This is a genomic window from Kitasatospora sp. NPDC101183 (genome assembly GCF_044767945.1).
In the GTDB taxonomy this organism is placed as follows: Bacteria; Actinomycetota; Actinomycetes; order Streptomycetales; family Streptomycetaceae; genus Kitasatospora.
In genome coordinates this window covers 52,874-68,834 of the sequence record NZ_JBIWOW010000019.1, presented here as the reverse complement: position 1 = coordinate 68,834, position 15,961 = coordinate 52,874, and the positions used below count along the sequence as shown (strand labels likewise).

Here is a 15,961-nt window from a genome sequence, read left to right as displayed (position 1 = left end):
GGCTCGGGCCGACTACGGTGCCGGGGCGCGGAGTTGGGCCTCGAATCTCAGCGACTGCTGGAGGAGGGGCTCGAACAGTCGGGGGTTGGCCTCCGTCAGGGCGCGGCGCATCACGATGGCCTCCCGGAGGGCGGTCAGCCCCTCCTCCCGGCGGCCGAGGCGGCTGAGGAGGACGGAGAGGTTGTTGAGGGCGCTGGAGAGGTCGGGGAGGTAGGCGTCGGGGTTGGCTTCGGCCAGGGTGCGGCAGATTGCCGTGGCCTCCTGAATGGCGGCAAGTCCTTCCGCGTACTGACGGAGGTCTCCCAGCCGGACGGAGAGGTTGTTGAGGGCGCCGGCGAGGTCGGGGAGGTAGGCGTCGGGGTTGGCCTCGGCCAGGGTGCGGCAGATTGCCGTGGCCTCCTGGACGGCGCTGAGCCCTTCCTGTCGTCGGCCGACGTCGCCGAGCCGGGTGGAGAGGTTGTTGAGGGTGCTGGAGAGGTCGGGGAGGTAGGCGTCCGGGTTGGCCTCGGCCTGAGTGCGGCGGATCGCGATGGCCTCCTGAACCGTGGCCAGCGCCTCCTGCCGTCGGCCGAGTTCCCCGAGGGCGATGGAGAGGTTGTTGAGCGTCATGGCGAGGTCGGGGAGGTAGGCGTCGGGGTTGGCCTCGGCCAGGGTGCGGCGGATCGTCGCGGCCTCCTGGATGGCGGCCAACCCTTCCCCATGTCGGCCGAGGTCCCCCAGCCGGATGGAGAGGCTGTTGAGGGAGGTGGCCAGGCCGGGGAGGTAGGCGCCGGGGTCGGCCTCGGCCAGGGTGCGGCAGATTGCCGTGGCCTCCTGGATGGGGGCCAGCCCCTCCTGCCCTCGGCCGACGTCGCTGAGCCGGTTGGAGAGGTTGTTGAGGGCCATGGCGAGGTCGGGGAGGTGGGCGTCGGGGTCGGCCTCGGCCAGGGTGCGGTAGTGGGCGGCGGCTTCCTGGATGGGAGTGAGCCCCTCCTGGCGGCGGCCGAGGTCCGCCAGCCGGTTCGAGAGGTTGTTGAGGGCCATGGCGAGGTGCGGGAGAAAGGAACCGGGGTCGGTGTCGGCCAGGGTGCGGCAGATCGCTGTGGATTCCTGGATGGCGGCCAGTCCTTCCTGCCGTCGACCGAGACTGCCCAGGGCCACGGCCAGGTTGTTCAGGGCGCCTGCGAGGTCGGGCAGGTGGGCGCCCGGAGTGGCCTCGGCCAGGGCGCGGTACCGGTCGGCGATGGTGCGGGTGAGGTGGACGGCGGTGGCGGCGAGACGGCGGCTGGGGTGCGGGAGCCGCACGTAGAGCTTGGTGAGGGCATCGAGCAGGGTGCCGGGGTCGGCCGCGACGGCGTCGAGGGCGTCGATGAGCGGCTGCGGGTGGTCGGCCCGGGTGGCGACGGCGATGGTGTGCGCCGCCAGCTGCCCGTGGTGGCGGACGCACAGTTCGGTGAGTCGGTCGCCGAGCCGGAGGACCGCGTGTGCCGCCGCGCGACTGTAGACCGTCAGCAGCTGCGCCGCCTGCTCCTCGTCGGCCCCCCGCAGCAGGTGGTCCGCGAGTTGCGGGTCGGCCTCCAGTACTCGGCCGACGTGGCGCTCCGCGAGCCGGTCGGGCTGGAGGCTCCCCCACAGCGCCCCGCCGACCGCCGGGGTCGGGTACAGCGCGGCGAGCCAGAGCGTGACCCGGTCGCGGCGGTCGCGCGGCTGGTCGGCGAGCGCGGGTACGCGCAGCCACAGCCGGTCGGCGTGCTCGCGGTCGCCCGCGCCCGCCAGGTGTGCCGCCGCGATCGTCGTCCCCAGGGTGTCGGTGCTCAGCGCCGGGGTGAGCCCTCGGGCGGCGGCGCTGTCGCGCCAGTAGCGGGCCTCGTGCCCGAGGAGGCGGTCCTCGACGTTCCGCGCGCCGCTGTCGTGGTCACTGGGCGCGGCCTCGGCGGAGTCGGAGTCGGAGGCGGAGGCGGAGTCGAGGAGGTCGGCCAGCGCCGTCATGTGCAGGGTGAGCGCGTTCCCGTACTCCTCCCGGTGCAGGTCGGCGGGCAACGGCAGCGCAGCCGCCGCCCTCACCCAGTCGTGCCCGTCCAGCCCGTCCAGCCCGTCCAGCCCGTCCACCGACGGCAGCGCGCCCGCGAGCGCCGTCGCGGCGTCCCGGTAGTGCCCCGCCCGCGCCGCGGGGTCGTCCTCCAACGGCGTGAGGCGGTGCGTACGGGCGGTGCCGAGGTGATCCTCGGCCTGCCGCGTCGCCGTGCGCGCCTGCTGCCACCAGTCGCCCGCGGTACGGGCGAGCAGCAGCAGCTTGAACGGGCTCGGCCCCGGATGCTCGGCGGCGGCTTCGACCAGCGCGGTGAGCTGTTCGGGCCGTGTCTCGGCGTAGTCGAGCACGACCATCAGCGGCCTCGCCGCGCGCCGCAGCTCCAGCAACTGCCCTCGCTGCGCCCCGGAGCGCGGCCACAGCACCGTCCACCCGTCGGCGGTGAGCCCGCGCCCCAGGTGGTGCGCGAGCCGGGTCTTGCCCTGGCCGCCCGGGCCGTGCAGCAGCCAGGCCCCGAAGCCGTCCCGCCGGCACCACGCGGTCAGGTCGGCGAGCAGCTGCTCCCGCCCGTGGAAGGGGACGGTCTGGCGCCCGGCCTCCAGCAGTGCCGCCGGGGTACGGGGCCGCAGGCGTCGGCCGTGGGCGGCGGGGTCGGCGAGGTCCTGGAACTCGACCGCCGCCGGCCCGTCGCCCGAACTGCCGCCGTACGCAGCGAGGTTGGCACGGAAGGTCAGGTCGTGGAGCAGCACGTACACCGGTACGGCATTGAGCCGCCCGTGGCCGGACCGAGCGCGGTCGGCGGCGACGACGCCGGTCAGGTAGCGGTCGCAGAACACCGCCGCCCCCGACAGGCCGCCCCACGGCGAGGCGCCGCCTTCCGGCCACCCGTCGGCGGGCGTGCGCAGGTCCACGACGTACTGGTTGCCGACGAACCCGCTGCCCGGGTTCAGCTCTCCGCGCAGGTGCGAGGCCTCCGCCGCGCAGCCCGGGCGCTGCGCCTCCTCGGGCAGGCCCCAGGTCTCGCAGGCGGCGCCGGGGCGGGTGGTGTCTGGCCGTCCCCAACGCACCGGGTCGGCCAGCGGCCGCCAGTGCGGGGACTCCCCGACGAGCACGAGCGCCGCGTCGTCCCGCCCGCCCGGCGTGCCGGCCCACACCACGGACCCCTCCGCGCTGCCGGAGCCGCCCGGGTGGAAGACCGTCACCCTGCCGCCGGCCGCGCCGGTGACGTGCGCCGACGTCAGCACCAGGCGCCCGCCGACCGCGTACCCCGACCCGGGCCCGCCCGGGCCGTGCACCCCGGCAAGACGATCCCGCTCCACCCACGCCCCCTACAACTCCGGCCCGCTGCGGACACCGTAGGACCGGCCCGGCGTCCGCCGCAGCCGGATGCGAGACTCGGGCGCATGGAGACCACGAAGCGCAACGACCCCAAGGATTCCCTGCACCGCTACCTCAAGGCGGCCCGCGAGGCCGTCGTCTGGAAGCTGGACGGCCTCTCCGAGTACGACGTCCGCCGCCCCCTCACCCCCACCGGCACCAACCTCCTCGGCCTCGTCAAGCACCTCGCCAGCGTCGAACTCGGTTACTTCGGGCCGACGTTCGGCCGCCCGCACACCGAGTCCCTGCCCTGGCACGAGGAGGGCGCCGAGCCCAACGCGGACATGTGGGCCCCCGCCGACGAGTCGCGCGAGTCCGTCCTCGGCCTCTACCGCCGTGCCTGGGCGCACGCGGACGCGACGATCGAGGAGCTGCCCCTCGAGGCGATGGGCCGCGTCCCGTGGTGGGGCGAGGACGGGGACGTGACGCTCCAGCTCGTCATCCTCCACATGACCGCCGAGACCAACCGCCACGCGGGCCACGCCGACATCGTCCGCGAGCTGATCGACGGCGCGGCCGGCCTGCGGGAGAGCAACAGCAACATGGACGGCGGCGACGAGGCCTGGTACCGGGAGTACTGGCACCGCCTGGAGGCCTCCGCCAAGGAGGCGCAGTCGCAGGGGAGTTGATGGAGGGCGGCTGCGCAGTTCCGGGCCCGTCCCTGTGGGCCACGGGCCTCTGTCGGTGCCGGCGAGTACCTTGCGACCGCGTGACGGACGTTCGTGGAGAGGGAGGAATCGTGGGGGCCAAGACCGGTCTGCTCGTGTACGCGGACGGGGCGGTGCCGGGCCTGCTGAGGCAGGTCGGTGCACCGGACCAGCGGCGGACGGCTGAACTGATGCGGCGCCTGTACCCGGGTGGGGCGATCGACCAGGCTTCCGGCTCGAACCTGCGGCACGGGGTCTACCCTCCGAAAGGCCGGGCCTACGCCGGGAGTTGGCCCGGGGTGGAGTTGGTCTGCGATCAGCAGTTCATGATCGACTTCCCGTCCCGGCTCCCGGGCGAGCTGGTCGCGGAGGCCGTCGGCCTGCACGGCTTCCTCGTGCGGGACCCGAACGCTCCGGACCTGGCGCGGCAGGAGGCCGCGCTCAAGGCGGCCGTGGCGGCGATGGGGCCGCCGCGTATCTACCGGCTGGGGCCTGACGGGGTGTTGGCGGAGCGGGAATCGCTGTAGGGCCCGCCGGGCCGGTGGTCGGGTGTGTCCGAACGGGCGTGCATACTGGCGCGGTGCCGACCGCTGAGGAACCCCGCGAGAATCCGTCCCACGAGCCGGAGCCGTCGACGCCCGATCCGTTCGAGGGGCTCGTCCTGGACGAGCGCTTCGTCAGGGGCGCCGCCGTCAAGGAGCCGACCGCCCGGACGAGGATGCTCACCGCCCGGTGGCGGGTGGAGCCGCCGGTGGATCCGGGCGGGCGGCGGTGGGCGCCCGAGGCGCCGCCCCGGGCGCGCAGGGTTCGGCGGGCCTGGCGGTTCCGGCTTGAGCGGCGGACGGTGGTGGTCCTGTCGGCCTTCGCGGCGGTGCTGGCCGTCCTGGTGGCGGCGGACCCGGACGGGCTGCTGAACACGGCCGGTCCGGCGCCGTTCAGCCCGAGGGCCGTGCCCGCGTCGCCCCGGCCGACGGCGGACGTCGCGCTGCCGGGTGGCGGGGTCTCCGACGGCAGCAGGTGCGGCGCGAAGGGGTTCCACCACTTCGCGCCGAATCCCGGCTCCTTCACCTTCGCCGGAGCGATGGGGGACGCGCTTCTGCCGGGGCCCCAACTCGTGCTCAGCTCCTACGGGTTCTCACGCTCCGGGGCGTCGGACCCCGGCCACTTCACCATCGTCCTGGGGCTCGCCCCGGGCCCCGGCGGCCGGGCGATGGACCTGTCCGCGCCGCTCGGGCCGCAGGGCGTGGCGGTGGAGATCGAGGGCCCGGACGGCCTGGTCGCGGGCGCCCACGGCCTCCCGGTCGTCTCCGACGAGGAGGCTCCGCCCGGTGGGAGCGGCACCGTCCACGTGGGCCCGGACGGCGGCGCCTCCGTGGAGGTGACCCTCCCGGCCGGGGCCCTCTGTCCGGGCTTCGACGGCTTCGCCGTCCAGCAGCGCCTGTCGGCTCCGACCGACGCGCACAGCACCGTCATCGGCGACCCGCCCTACCGCCTCACGGCCTCGATCTCCGACCCCGCGATCGGCGCCCAGCGCCGCCTGGCGGGCTCGACCGTCCCGGGCGACGTCCTGGCGACCGACAACCGGGAGCACGGGGTCGGGGGAGGCGCGCCTTCGCGGGGCGCGGCCGCCGCGTAGGTGCCGGCCTGATGTCGCTACGGGGAGCGGAGGCGATCACGTCGGCCGACGAGCCGCAGGCGTGGGGACGGCAGGAGGAAGGAGACGTAGCCGATCTGGAACAGGATCAGGCCGATCAGCCACCATCCGCCGAGGAACAGTCCGATGAACATCGCCGGTCCGCACAGCACGAAGGTGAGTACGAGCCTGTGGTACTCGCCCTCCCGCATCGGGGCGGTCAGCAGGAGAAGGACCAGGGACGGGATGCCGAGGTAGAACAGCAGACCCATTCCCAGAGCAGCGATGAGCTCTCTGTCCATCCGTAGGAAGAGGGCGAGCCCGTCGACCGCCGCTCCCCATCCGCACGCGAGGGCGACCAGGTATCGGGCTGCCGCGCGGAGGAACCACGCCAGGGCGCCCTCGGCCCTCAGCACCGGCCTCGTCGGTACCCGCTTCCCCGTGCTTCCTTTCACGGGCGATATCGTCGCAGGAAAACTGAACGTGTTCAATGTGAGACCGCTCGCAGTGCTCACTGCGCGGCTCAGGTGTCGGCGGAGACGCGCCAGGTCGGTTCCAGGGGAAGGACGTGCCCGGTGATCCCGTGGAGGTCGGCGTCGAGTTCGGCGCGCGCGAGCAGACCGGGCAGGTGGTCGGCGGCGTAGCGGGCGTGGGCTGTGGGGCTGGTCCAGAGGGTGGTGACGAGGTGCCGGTGCGGGGCGAGGCGGGTGACGGCGCCGGCCAGCATGCCGCCGGCCGCCGCCATGCCCGGGGCCCACCGGTCGCGTTGGACCTGGAGGAAGTGGTCGTCGCGGCCGGGCAGCAGGTGGCAGTCGGCGACGCGGAGGAGGGTGGCGCGGCGGAGGGCGAGGGGCAGGTTGTCGCCCGCGTCGCCCGCCATGGTGAGGACGGTCGGGCCGGTGGCGACCTCGATGGCGGTGTAGCTGCCGCCCTGCCCGGTGGCCGCGAAGACGGCGTCGTGCTGTTCGCGCATGAAGCGCCCGTACGCCTCCTCGTCCGCCCACAGCGCCAGGACGTGCGCCCGGCCGGTGGCCCCGTCCCAGCCGCCGACCTGCCCGACCAGGCCGGGCCGGCCGCCGATCGCCGACCAGCCGCGCTGGGCCTCGGCGAACCGCCCCCGTGCCGCCTCCGGCACCGTGCAGCCGATCCACTTGCCCCACATGGGCACCACCTCCTCCGGCCATGATCGTCCGCGGGCCCCGGCCGCCGTCAATCGGCCTGTGGACGCAGCTCGTTGGGACGAGGGACGTAGGACCGCGTCGCCTTCTGTCGGAGCCGTGCGGCAGGGTACGGTCTGATGGGGAGCCAATACTGTCCTGGGGGATCAGTGGTCGGGATCGAGATCGCGGTCGGGTACGTGTTCGCGTGGGCCGTTCGCAAGGCGAAGCGGGTGGCCGGCCGGGCTGACGGGGAGGTCGACCGGGCGCTGGACGCGGGGATGGACCGGTTGCACGAGCTGGTCGGTCGCAAGCTCGGGGAGGACCCGGCGCTGCGGAGGCTGGACGAGGAGGCCGCGGCCGGGCAGGAGCAGCCGAGCGAGCGGACCAGGCGGCGGGTGCAGGACGCGCTGGAGGAGGCCGTCGAGCAGGACGCCGGCTTCGCCGAGGCCCTGGACCGCGCCGTGAAGGAACTGCAGGCCGCCTCCCGGGCGACCGGCGGCGCTGGTGGCGGCGTGGCCGTCGGCGGGAACGTGGAGATCCGCGCCGACCACGGGTCCGCGGCCGCCTGGCAGATGGGGGACGTGAACCTCGGAAACCCTCCCCACCCGGGTCCGCACCAGGCCTGAGCGGCCCCGGGCACACCGCCGTCTCGGCCGACCACGGCGGCCTCGCCGTCGGCCACGCGGCGCACGTCCACCACCACGCGTCGCCGGACGGCAGGGCGGGCACGCGGCTCGACGACGCGGCCGACGCGCTGATGGAGGAGGTGTTCCAGCAGTGGAACAAGGCCTCGTACGACCGTAAGCTGCGCGCCCCCTGGCCCATCCCGGTGCGCTGGCAGTGGTCCCGCCGGGGCGTCGCCAGCCCGATGGCGGCGGCCCTCGGGGACGCGGAGAGCCCGGCGCCCTTCCCGCCGCTGCCCGGCGTCCCCCCGGCCGACGCCCGTACGCTCACGGCCGGCGGCGGCATCAAGGACCTGTTCCGGCTCTACGGCGGCCTGCCCTCGGGCCGGATCGCGCTGCTCGGCCGCCCGGGCAGCGGGAAGTCCGAGACGGCGCTGCTGACCCTGGTGGAGGCGCTCAGGCACCGCCGCGGCATCCGGAACCCGGCCGAGCGCGCCGCCGTGCCCGTGCCCGTCCTGCTGAGCGTCACCGGATGGGACGCGAGCCGGGACGAGCTGGCCGACTGGGCGGCCGCCCGCATCGCCGAGGACCACCGCACCCTGCGCCAGCAGCGCCAGTACGGGCGCCGGGCGGCGGAGAAGCTGGTGTACGGCGGCCGGGTCGCCCTGTTCCTCGACGGGTTCGACGAGCTCGAACCGGCCCTGCGCCAGGCCGCGTTGAGGGAGATCGGCCAGCACGCGGTGTCCCGGGTCGTGGTGTTCGCGCGCACGGAGGAGTTCGCCGAGACGATCCGCGCCGGCCACCTCCCCGGCGCGACGGTGCTGGAGCTGGCGCCGATCCCCGGCGCCGTGGCCGCCCGGTACCTGCGGCACTACCAGGTGGAGCCGGCGCCCGAACCCTGGCAGCGGCTGATGGACCACCTGGAGCGCCGGCCCGACAGCGTCGTCTCCCGCGCCCTCGACGTCCCGCTCGGCCTGACCCTCGTGCGCGACGCGTTCCCCGAACCCGAGGCCCTGGACGACCTGTTGGACGAGGACCGCTTCGCGACCCCCGACGACGTCATGACCTACCTGCTCGACCGGTTCATCAGCATCGCGTACCAGCCGCGCCAGCCCTCCGGCCCGGTCGCCTACGACGCGGCGCAGGCCCGGCGGTGGCTGAGCTACCTCGCGGGCAAGATGCGCGAGCACGACACCTACAGCCTCGACTGGCGCCAACTCCCGCGCTGGGAACGGGCGTTCCCGAGGATCGGCATGCTGGGCGCCGTGTGCACCGTCACGGCGGCCTTCGGCGGCGCGCTGGTCTACGGCTGGGGCGGCTTCAACACGCACCAGATCCGGGGCGCGGGCGCGGGCAGCCTCGTCGGGGCAGCGACGGGCCTGGTCCTCGGCCTCGCCGCCGGGACGGCCTCGGAGCTGCGCGCCTTCCGCCCGGAGGGGCTCGGCTGGCGGTTCCCGCGCAGCCGACGGCGGCGGCGCCTGGGCTTCAACCCCGGGGTGGCGCTGATCGTCGGGCTGGTCATCGGCATCGTGTCCGCCGACTACGTCCTCAACGTCACCCACCAGGCGGCGGCCTCGCTCGCCGTCCTCCTCGGCGTCGGCACCGGGGCCGGGGCGATCGCCGGGGTCTCGGCGATGCGCGTCCACCCCGCACCCGTACGGGCCGGGCGGCTGACGTGGAGAGCCGTCTACTCGCGGCTCCCGCTGCTGCCCGGCGCGGCCGCCGGGGGCCTGCCGGTGGGGTTCCGGTACCTGTTCCCGCACGGCGTCGCCCAGGACGCGCACCCGCTCGGCGGGCCGCTGAACGGGCTGTGGGGCATGCTCATGGTCTCCCTCATCATCGGCGCCGCCCGCCTGCCCTCCCAGGCGGGCATCCACAGCGACCCGTACGCCATCTGGAAGCAGGAGCTGCGCTGGGACGTCGTCTTCGGGACGCTCTTCGGGCTCTGCGTCGGCCTCGGGTTCGGGCTGCGGGAGAGCCTGATGTGGGAGAAGGACGTCGTCGCCGGGATCGTCCAGACGATCGGCATCGCCGTGCCGTGCGCGATCTGCGTGATGAGCGCCAGCTCGGAGGCCGGGCGCAGCACGCTGCTGTTCCTCCAGCTGCACATCCAGGGGGAGTTCCCCGCCCGGGGGATGAACTTCCTGGAGGACGCGTACCACCGGCAGGTGCTGCGGGCGGAGGGGCCGAGATATCAGTTCCGTCATGCGTTGCTGCAGGACAAACTGTCGTACTGAACCGATCCGTGGGGAAAAGGACGGAGAACACCTCGATGGGACGGTCCCCGGACGAGTTCCGGTCGGTCACGTTCGCCGCCTGGCGTGACGATCCCGCCGGCGGCCGGCACTACGTGACGGCTGCGGAGCTCCTCGGGCGTCTCGCGAGCCGTGGGACCGGGCTGCGGTGGAAGGTGTGGATCGACGGCGCCCGGCAGGTGGAGCCGTACGCGGCGCTGGAGGAGGCCGCCTCCGGGGAGGGCATCGGCACCCGGGAGCTGCTGGCGCTGCTCGCGCCGGGCGAGCAGTTCATCGACGCGGAGTTCGCGGGGTACGAGGGCGGCGAACTGAGGCTCGTGCTGAGGGAGTTCGACAGTACGGGCTGGGACGTCGGCGCCGTCGACGCCTCGGTGGTCGAGGAGATCCGCCGGTGCTTCCCGGATGCGGTGCCGACCCCGGTGGACGTTCTGCGGGAGATCCCGTGGAACGTGGGTGAGTGGGAGACGGGCCCGTGATCGACCCGTCCGGGTTCAGGGCAAGGTCAGGATGCGGGGTCCGTCCTCGGTGATCGCGACGGTGTGCTCGATGTGGGCGGCCCGGCTGCCGTCCGTGGTGCGCAGGGTCCAGCCGTCGGGGTCGGTGCGGTAGGAGTTGTGCCCGCCGGCCATCAGCATGGGCTCGATGGCGAGGGTGAGGCCGTGGCGCAGCGGGTAACCCCGGCCGGGGCGACCGTGGTTGGGGACGTGGGGGTCCTCGTGCATTTGGCGGCCGATGCCGTGGCCGCCGAAGTCGGCGGGCATGCCGCAGTTGGCCTTGCGGGCGACGGTGCTGATGGCGTGGGAGATGTCGCCCATGCGGTGGTCGACGGTGGCGGCGGCGATGCCGGCGTCCAGGGCCTGCTGGGTGGCGGCGATGAGCGCCACGTCCGCCGGGCGGGGTGTGCCGACGGTGAAGCTGATCGCGGCGTCGCCCGTCCAGCCGTCGAGTTGGGCGCCGCAGTCGATGCTGACGAGGTCGCCGTCGCGCAGGCGGTAGTCGTCGGGGATGCCGTGGACGATGGCGTCGTTCACCGAGGCGCAGATCACGGCGGGGAACGGGGTGGGGGCGAAGGAGGGCCGGTAGCCGAGGAAGGGCGAGCGTGCGCCGGCTTCGTTCAGGACGGCGTGGGCGGCGGCGTCGAGCTCGCGCAGGCTGACGCCGACGGCGGCCGCCCCACGGGCTGCCGCGAGGGCGTTCGCCACGACCCGTCCGGCTTCGCGCATGGCCTCCAGGGCCGTGTCGGTCTTGATCTCCACCATGTGTTGTGACTCCCTGCGATCTGTGTGCCGCGTGCTGCATGCCGCGTGCGGTGCGGCGTGCGGCGGTCGGCGTGACCCAATAACTATACCGGTATTAGTATCACGGGTATGGTGAGAGTTCCGTTGAGTCCGGAGGAGCGGCAACGCGGGGAGCGCTTCGGGGCGCTGCTCCGCGAGGCCCGCGGCGACCGCAGCATGGTGGAGGTCGCGGCCGCCGCCGGGGTGTCCGCCGAGACGCTCCGCAAGATCGAGACGGGCCGGGCCCCGACCCCGGCCTTCTTCACGGTGGCCGCCCTGGCGCACGCGCTCGGGGTGTCGCTGGACGACCTCGTCGCGGCCTGCGCCGAGGCCGACGGGGGCGAGGGCGAGCAGCAGCTCCTGTCGGCCTGAGCCGTGGGCCCTGAGCTGTGGGCCGGGCGGGGACCGTCAGGCCAGCAGGCCGGCCGTGTGGAGGTGGTCGAAGATGAGACGGTCGACGGGGGAGATGCGCTGCCGGTCCGCGTAGGTGAGCCAGACGACCTCGTCGATCTCGCTGCTGGGCTGCAGGCTGCCCTCGTACGCGGCGGTGTAGCAGGTCATCCGGACGAGGACGCCGTCCGGGTGGCCGTGGGCCTGCGCCTCGAACACGCCCAGTGGCGTCGCGGACGCGGGCGCGATGGCGACCGTCAGCTCCTCGCGGATCTCCCGGACGAGGGTGTCGAGGTCGCTCTCGCCGGGTTCGCGCTTGCCGCCGGGGAGGTAGTAGGCGTCCTTGCCGCGCGAGCGGGTGCTCAGGACCTTGCCGTTCTCCGTGTGGATCCAGGCCACCTTGTCGATGACGGTTACCATGCTCGTACGCTCCGTTCCTTGGGCCGATAGGTCGTCAGCGTACGAGTGTAGGCGCGGGGTTGCGGGCGGACGGTGCGGTTCCGAACGACCCCCGGGTGCTCCGGTGTCGGTGGTGGTCGCTAAGGTCCTGGGGCTGTGACCAAGAGTGAGTCCGGTGGCGAACAGTGGGAACAGTTCGTCAAGGATTTTGAGAAGAACAGCGTTGTTCAGGAGCCGAGTTCGGCGAGTGGGGAGGCGGGGCCGGAGTCGGGGACGGAGCCGGGGCGGGGGCGCTCGTGGCGCCGAATAGCGGTTCCGGCGGTCGCGGCTCTGCTGGTGGCGGCGGGGGTGTCGGCGTACGTGCTCGTGCAGCCGGAGCCGTCCCGGCCCGCTGCGGCTCCGCCCGCGCCGACGGTGTCCGCCGCCCCGACATCGACGGCATCGCCTGTCGACGCAACGCCGTTGAGCGCCACCGCCGGTGCCGGTGTTCCGACCGAACCGATCCCGCTGTCCGTCTTCCCGGGGAAGGTGCAGGGGTACTCGATGCTCGCCTCCGTGGTGAGGACGAGCTGCACGGGCCCGGACACCGTGGGGCCGACCCTCGCCGGGTGGATCACCCAGGGGCACGGCTGCGTGGGCGTCGACCTGGTGCTGTACAAGGACACCGAGGGCAACCAGTACAACCTGGCGCTCTTCGCCATGAAGGACAAGGGCGACATCGTCCACGTGATGACCGAGTTGAGCTCCCACTCCGAGTCGTACCAGGTCGCCGTCCACCGCCCGCCCAAGGACTCGGGCCTGAACGAACTGCCGGTCGACGACAGCCGGGTGCAGCGCTTCGCGGCGGGCGGGTACGCGATGCTGGTGTGCCAGGCGCAGTGGTCGGACGGGCGCAAGGCGGACCTGGACGCGTTGTCGCAGCGGCTCGCGCCGTTGATGGAGGCCGTGACCAAGAACATTCCTGGCTGATCTGATCGGGGGGTTGGAGTGGCGGAGCGTGTGCGATTCGGGTGCGCGGTGGTCCTGTGGGCGGTTCTCGCCGTAGTCGTCGGGCTGGGGGTGTGGCTCTACGTGGAGCTGCGGCCGGAGCCGCAGCCCGACGTGGAGAAGGCGGCGCACTCGGCTGCGGCGCGGGAGGCGGACCGGGTGCTGACCGCCCGACTGGACGGCCAGGTTGAGAAGGTGAAGGTCGGGCTGCCGTGGGCGACGTACCTGGGGACCACGGTGGCGGACGTGTGCAGCACCGACACGGTGCGGCGGGGCTTCTCCTTCACGCGGGAGCGGTGGCTCCCGGTGACCTGCACCAGGACGACCACGGTGTACGAGGCGTTCGACGGCGATTTCCGGGAGCGCCTCGGTCAGCTGGATGCGGCGCTGGCCGCTGCGGGGTGGAGTGCCGGGTGGACGGGCAATCCGATGTACAAGGGGCAACAGCCCGGGCTGGTAGCGGCGTTGGACTATGTGTACGGGGCGCGTGCGAAACCGGGGCCGGTGCGCGTGCAGTACGGCGTGCCGATCAGGGACGACTTCGTATCGCAGGATCCGGGAGGCCCGAACAGGGCTCCGAACGGAGAGGTCGAGGTGGTGCAGGGGCCAGGCCTCCCGAGCCTCGACGGCGGAACGTACCTGCACGACGTCTATCTCAAGTACCCGACGGTCAAGACGAAATACTACGTGGACTGGCAGCCGTACAGCCGTGAGCGCCTGGCCGCCGACGCCTACCCGGCGCACAGCACCGTCGTGGCCATCACGGTGACCGGGAGCTACAACACCGGCCCGTGACACGGGGATTGCCTCGGGCGGCCTGGGATCCCAGGCCGCCCGAGGTGTCAGGAGGGGAGCGCGCGGAGGTGGGCCTCGGCGGCGGAGCGAGTGTAGAAGCGCCGGATGCGCTCGGGGGAGCCGGCGGCGCGGAGGTACTCGTGGTGGGTGAGGTCCCAGATGCCCCAGCACTCCAGGAGGACGAAGTGCGGGCTGCGGGAGTCGATCAGGCGGACCTCGAAGGGGCAGGTGGGGGTGGTCACGGACCCTCCGTGGAGGGGGAGTTCTTGGCGATCCAGGCGCGGGCGCTCGCGTGGGTGGGGAAGTAGCGGAGGCCGGTGGTGGGAGGGGCGGCCTTGACGAGGCGCCCGGTACGGGAGTTGCGGACGTTCCAGACCTCATGGGGGCCGCGCGAGAGGAGGGGGAGGACGGGCACGACGGTGTAGTGGATCATCGGCGGGTCGCCACCTGGATGAAGCCGGAGGCCTTCTCGACGCGGTGGGAGAACTCGTTGAACTCGCCCTCGATGGGGGAGATCGTGGCCTTCGAGGGGATGAGGATGGCGTCGGCGCGGTGGTCGAGGACGCGCTGGAGTGCGGCCTGGAGCATGGGACGGCGGTCGGGGCCGGAGCTGTCGGCGTCGGTGTCGACGACGATGAGGGAGATGTCCCAGTTGAAGGTGCGGGCGTAGGACTCGCACATGCGCAACTCGCGCTCGGGGAAGGTGAGTTCCCCCTTGGTGAGGTAGATCACCGCCTGGAACGGCTTCGGGGGAGTGGGGGTGCTCATGGATCGCTCCTCTGAGTAGTTGCATGACTACCGGCAGCGCTCACTGTGGGCTAAGCTCGGCAGTCGTTCAACTTGCCTGCATCACAAGTGGAATCGGGTGAGCTCCTTGAACCGTAAGGAACTTGATCCAACGTCGTCCCCGCGCGAGTCCTTCGGCGCACTGCTTCGCAGCTCACGCGAGGCGTTGGGCTGGACCCAGCAGGAGCTGGGCGACGCCATGGGGTACTCGGACAGCTACATCTCGGCGGTGGAAACGGGCCGCAAATCCACCAGCCGAAAGTTCGTCAGGGCCGCCGACAGGGCGCTCGGGACGGGCCAGACGTTAGAGCTGACGTGGATCGGGATGCGTCGGAGGGGATTCTTGGAAGGCTTCCCCGAGCATGCAGCGCAGGAGGCGCGTGCTTCGTTGATCAGGATCTACGAACCGAACCTGATTCCCGGACTTCTCCAGATCACGGCATACGCTTCTGCGATCGAAGCGGCAGCAGTTCAGCGTGGCAGCAGCACTCCGGACCAGGCTGAGGAGCGGGTGCGGTACCTGATGGCGCGGCAGCGGCTACTCAGGCGCCCCGAGCCTCCGGTCATTCACGTGGTGATAGACGAGAGTGCCCTTCGGCGCCCGGTCGGCGGCGCCGACACCATGCGGGCACAGCTCGATCACCTGGCCGAGATGGCATCCAAGCCCCATGTGATCTTCCAGGTGGCGCCGTTCAGTCTGGCTGAGCACGTTCCTTTTCTTTCGCTCGTCACATTGTTGACGTTTGCCGACCGGTCCGTTGTGGGTTACACGGAAGCTGCGGACCACGGCTTCGTCGTGAGGGAGGACAAGACCGTCAGAGCGTGGGAAAGGGCCTACGATCGGTTGCAGGTGGACGCTCTGAGCAGAGCAGCGTCCCTCGATCTGATCCGCTAGGCACGAAAGGAACTTTGACCCATGGCCAGCCCAGACCTGTCCCGCGCCACCTGGTTCAAGTCGTCGCACTCCGGCAACGGCGGTTCCTGTGTGGAGGTCTCGCCGGACTTCCCCAGCGTTGTCCCGGTCCGTGACTCGAAGGACCCCGAGGGGCCCGCGTTGGTCTTTGCGGTCGGGGCCTGGCGGTCGTTCGTCGCGGCGGTCTCGATCGGCGAGTTCGGAGGGATTTGATGGCGGCTCTTGATCTGAGGGGCTCGGCTTGGATGAAGTCGAGCTATAGCAGCAATGGCGGCAGTTGCGTTGAGGTCGTTCGCGGACTTCCCGGCGTGGTGCCCGTCCGCGACTCCAAGGACCCCGAGGGGCCTGCGTTGGCCTTCCCCGCCGACGCTTGGCAGTCGTTCGTCGCGGCGGCTACGGCCGGCGAGTTCGGTGGAGTCTGATGGCTGATCTTGACCTGACTGATGCCCAGTGGCGGAAGAGCAGCTACAGCGGCAATGGCGGAAACTGCGTCGAGGCAGCGGTGTTTGCCGGTGCGTCCTGGGTGAAGTCGACCTATAGCCAGCAAGGCGGTAACTGCGTCGAGGTCGCCGTGGGTTCTCCTGGCCTTGTGCCCGTCCGCGACTCGAAGGACCCCGAGGGGCCCGTGCTGGTCTTCCCCGCCGAGGCCTGGCGGTCCTTCGTTGCGGCGACCTCAGCCGGGGAGTTCGGCGAGGTCTGACGACGAACTCT

Annotated in this window: 22 protein-coding genes; 13 read left to right on the top strand and 9 right to left on the bottom strand. The window is 72.5% G+C overall.

The features are described 5' to 3' along the window. Positions 1–12: 12 nt before the first annotated feature. Positions 13–3,327, bottom strand: a complete 3,315-nt coding sequence (locus ACIRRS_RS25985) for a tetratricopeptide repeat protein (RefSeq protein ID WP_402975299.1) — start codon at positions 3,325–3,327, stop codon at positions 13–15. An 84-nt stretch (positions 3,328–3,411) separates the two neighbouring features. On the opposite strand from ACIRRS_RS25985, the gene ACIRRS_RS25980 reads away from it, so the two are divergent. From ACIRRS_RS25980 to ACIRRS_RS25970, 3 genes are all read left to right on the top strand, one after another. After that, positions 3,412–4,014 carry a DinB family protein gene (locus tag ACIRRS_RS25980; RefSeq protein ID WP_402975296.1) on the top strand — a complete coding sequence of 201 codons (603 nt, stop codon included), beginning with the start codon at positions 3,412–3,414 and terminating at the stop codon, positions 4,012–4,014. A 110-nt stretch (positions 4,015–4,124) separates the two neighbouring features. Beyond that, positions 4,125–4,559, top strand: coding sequence for a DUF6928 family protein (locus tag ACIRRS_RS25975; RefSeq protein WP_402975293.1), 435 nt, complete (start codon positions 4,125–4,127; stop codon positions 4,557–4,559). A 53-nt stretch (positions 4,560–4,612) separates the two neighbouring features. After that, the gene (locus tag ACIRRS_RS25970) at positions 4,613–5,668 is read left to right on the top strand and encodes a hypothetical protein (protein WP_402975290.1); all 1,056 of its coding nucleotides are present in this window, start codon (positions 4,613–4,615) and stop codon (positions 5,666–5,668) included. Positions 5,669–5,685: 17 nt separating this feature from the next. Here the strand turns inward: ACIRRS_RS25970 and ACIRRS_RS25965 are convergent, their stop codons facing one another. Together ACIRRS_RS25965 and ACIRRS_RS25960 are read right to left on the bottom strand one after the other, a co-directional pair. Then, positions 5,686–5,967, bottom strand: coding sequence for a hypothetical protein (locus ACIRRS_RS25965; RefSeq protein ID WP_402975287.1), 282 nt, complete (start codon positions 5,965–5,967; stop codon positions 5,686–5,688). 221 nt (positions 5,968–6,188) lie between these two features. Beyond that, positions 6,189–6,827: a DUF4937 domain-containing protein gene (locus ACIRRS_RS25960; RefSeq protein ID WP_402975284.1), complete on the bottom strand. Its 639-nt coding sequence runs from the start codon at positions 6,825–6,827 to the stop codon at positions 6,189–6,191. Between the two features lie 165 nt (positions 6,828–6,992). Here ACIRRS_RS25960 and ACIRRS_RS25955 point away from each other — a divergent pair, with 165 nt between their 5' ends. From ACIRRS_RS25955 to ACIRRS_RS25945, 3 genes are all read left to right on the top strand, one after another. Beyond that, on the top strand, positions 6,993–7,451 hold the full coding sequence (locus ACIRRS_RS25955; protein WP_402975282.1) for a hypothetical protein: 459 nt from the start codon (positions 6,993–6,995) through the stop codon (positions 7,449–7,451). 131 nt (positions 7,452–7,582) lie between these two features. Continuing rightward, positions 7,583–9,685, top strand: coding sequence for an NACHT domain-containing protein (locus tag ACIRRS_RS25950; protein ID WP_402975279.1), 2,103 nt, complete (start codon positions 7,583–7,585; stop codon positions 9,683–9,685). 35 nt (positions 9,686–9,720) lie between these two features. Next, on the top strand, positions 9,721–10,179 hold the full coding sequence (locus tag ACIRRS_RS25945) for a hypothetical protein (protein WP_402975277.1): 459 nt from the start codon (positions 9,721–9,723) through the stop codon (positions 10,177–10,179). A 15-nt stretch (positions 10,180–10,194) separates the two neighbouring features. Here ACIRRS_RS25945 and map read toward each other — a convergent pair whose 3' ends face one another. Further along, positions 10,195–10,962, bottom strand: coding sequence for a type I methionyl aminopeptidase (gene map, locus ACIRRS_RS25940; RefSeq protein ID WP_402975274.1), 768 nt, complete (start codon positions 10,960–10,962; stop codon positions 10,195–10,197). A 108-nt stretch (positions 10,963–11,070) separates the two neighbouring features. On the opposite strand from map, the gene ACIRRS_RS25935 reads away from it, so the two are divergent. Further along, positions 11,071–11,352 (top strand): helix-turn-helix domain-containing protein, encoded by a 282-nt coding sequence (locus tag ACIRRS_RS25935; protein ID WP_402975271.1) that lies wholly within the window; start codon positions 11,071–11,073, stop codon positions 11,350–11,352. 36 nt (positions 11,353–11,388) lie between these two features. Here the strand turns inward: ACIRRS_RS25935 and ACIRRS_RS25930 are convergent, their stop codons facing one another. Together ACIRRS_RS25930 and ACIRRS_RS25925 are read right to left on the bottom strand one after the other, a co-directional pair. Further along, a complete protein-coding gene (locus ACIRRS_RS25930) occupies positions 11,389–11,790 on the bottom strand; it encodes an NUDIX domain-containing protein (protein WP_402975268.1) in 402 nt (133 codons plus the stop codon). Positions 11,791–11,996: 206 nt separating this feature from the next. Beyond that, positions 11,997–12,344, bottom strand: a complete 348-nt coding sequence (locus ACIRRS_RS25925; RefSeq protein ID WP_402975264.1) for a hypothetical protein — start codon at positions 12,342–12,344, stop codon at positions 11,997–11,999. Here ACIRRS_RS25925 and ACIRRS_RS25920 point away from each other — a divergent pair. Beyond that, complete coding sequence (locus tag ACIRRS_RS25920) at positions 12,325–12,738, top strand: hypothetical protein (protein ID WP_402975261.1); 414 nt, start codon at positions 12,325–12,327, stop codon at positions 12,736–12,738. The genes ACIRRS_RS25925 and ACIRRS_RS25920 overlap by 20 nt on opposite strands. 48 nt (positions 12,739–12,786) lie before the next feature. Further along, entirely contained in the window at positions 12,787–13,551 is a 765-nt protein-coding gene (locus ACIRRS_RS25915) for a hypothetical protein (RefSeq protein WP_402975258.1), read from the top strand. Between the two features lie 47 nt (positions 13,552–13,598). Here ACIRRS_RS25915 and ACIRRS_RS25910 read toward each other — a convergent pair whose 3' ends face one another. From ACIRRS_RS25910 to ACIRRS_RS25900, 3 genes are read right to left on the bottom strand one after another with little or no spacing between them, the layout of a single operon-like run. Beyond that, the gene (locus ACIRRS_RS25910) at positions 13,599–13,793 is read right to left on the bottom strand and encodes a hypothetical protein (protein ID WP_402975255.1); all 195 of its coding nucleotides are present in this window, start codon (positions 13,791–13,793) and stop codon (positions 13,599–13,601) included. Next, a complete protein-coding gene (locus ACIRRS_RS25905; protein WP_402975252.1) occupies positions 13,790–13,984 on the bottom strand; it encodes a hypothetical protein in 195 nt (64 codons plus the stop codon). Before ACIRRS_RS25905 ends, ACIRRS_RS25910 begins: the two co-directional genes overlap by 4 nt. Beyond that, positions 13,981–14,319 (bottom strand): hypothetical protein, encoded by a 339-nt coding sequence (locus tag ACIRRS_RS25900; RefSeq protein WP_402975249.1) that lies wholly within the window; start codon positions 14,317–14,319, stop codon positions 13,981–13,983. The genes ACIRRS_RS25905 and ACIRRS_RS25900 overlap by 4 nt, the downstream gene beginning before the upstream one ends. 97 nt (positions 14,320–14,416) lie before the next feature. Here ACIRRS_RS25900 and ACIRRS_RS25895 point away from each other — a divergent pair, with 97 nt between their 5' ends. The 4 genes from ACIRRS_RS25895 to ACIRRS_RS25880 are packed head-to-tail and all read left to right on the top strand — an operon-like array spanning position 14,417 to position 15,950. After that, the gene (locus tag ACIRRS_RS25895; protein WP_402975246.1) at positions 14,417–15,232 is read left to right on the top strand and encodes a Scr1 family TA system antitoxin-like transcriptional regulator; all 816 of its coding nucleotides are present in this window, start codon (positions 14,417–14,419) and stop codon (positions 15,230–15,232) included. Between the two features lie 21 nt (positions 15,233–15,253). Then, positions 15,254–15,463, top strand: coding sequence for a DUF397 domain-containing protein (locus ACIRRS_RS25890; protein WP_402975243.1), 210 nt, complete (start codon positions 15,254–15,256; stop codon positions 15,461–15,463). Beyond that, on the top strand, positions 15,463–15,672 hold the full coding sequence (locus ACIRRS_RS25885; RefSeq protein WP_402975240.1) for a DUF397 domain-containing protein: 210 nt from the start codon (positions 15,463–15,465) through the stop codon (positions 15,670–15,672). The genes ACIRRS_RS25890 and ACIRRS_RS25885 overlap by 1 nt, the downstream gene beginning before the upstream one ends. After that, complete coding sequence (locus tag ACIRRS_RS25880) at positions 15,672–15,950, top strand: DUF397 domain-containing protein (RefSeq protein WP_402975237.1); 279 nt, start codon at positions 15,672–15,674, stop codon at positions 15,948–15,950. Before ACIRRS_RS25885 ends, ACIRRS_RS25880 begins: the two co-directional genes overlap by 1 nt. Positions 15,951–15,961 lie beyond the last annotated feature (11 nt).

Bases quoted from the DNA above. Each gene is read 5' to 3' on its own strand.
- ACIRRS_RS25980 (WP_402975296.1), top strand. From the start codon at position 3,412: ATGGAGACCACGAAGCGCAACGACCCCAAGGATTCCCTGCACCGCTAC.
- ACIRRS_RS25965 (WP_402975287.1), bottom strand. From the start codon at position 5,967: ATGGACAGAGAGCTCATCGCTGCTCTGGGAATGGGTCTGCTGTTCTAC.
- ACIRRS_RS25960 (WP_402975284.1), bottom strand. From the start codon at position 6,827: ATGTGGGGCAAGTGGATCGGCTGCACGGTGCCGGAGGCGGCACGGGGG.
- ACIRRS_RS25950 (WP_402975279.1), top strand. From the start codon at position 7,583: ATGGAGGAGGTGTTCCAGCAGTGGAACAAGGCCTCGTACGACCGTAAG.
- ACIRRS_RS25945 (WP_402975277.1), top strand. From the start codon at position 9,721: ATGGGACGGTCCCCGGACGAGTTCCGGTCGGTCACGTTCGCCGCCTGG.
- map (WP_402975274.1), bottom strand. From the start codon at position 10,962: ATGGTGGAGATCAAGACCGACACGGCCCTGGAGGCCATGCGCGAAGCC.
- ACIRRS_RS25935 (WP_402975271.1), top strand. From the start codon at position 11,071: ATGGTGAGAGTTCCGTTGAGTCCGGAGGAGCGGCAACGCGGGGAGCGC.
- ACIRRS_RS25930 (WP_402975268.1), bottom strand. From the start codon at position 11,790: ATGGTAACCGTCATCGACAAGGTGGCCTGGATCCACACGGAGAACGGC.
- ACIRRS_RS25905 (WP_402975252.1), bottom strand. From the start codon at position 13,984: ATGATCCACTACACCGTCGTGCCCGTCCTCCCCCTCCTCTCGCGCGGC.
- ACIRRS_RS25900 (WP_402975249.1), bottom strand. From the start codon at position 14,319: ATGAGCACCCCCACTCCCCCGAAGCCGTTCCAGGCGGTGATCTACCTC.
- ACIRRS_RS25890 (WP_402975243.1), top strand. From the start codon at position 15,254: ATGGCCAGCCCAGACCTGTCCCGCGCCACCTGGTTCAAGTCGTCGCAC.
- ACIRRS_RS25885 (WP_402975240.1), top strand. From the start codon at position 15,463: ATGGCGGCTCTTGATCTGAGGGGCTCGGCTTGGATGAAGTCGAGCTAT.
- ACIRRS_RS25880 (WP_402975237.1), top strand. From the start codon at position 15,672: ATGGCTGATCTTGACCTGACTGATGCCCAGTGGCGGAAGAGCAGCTAC.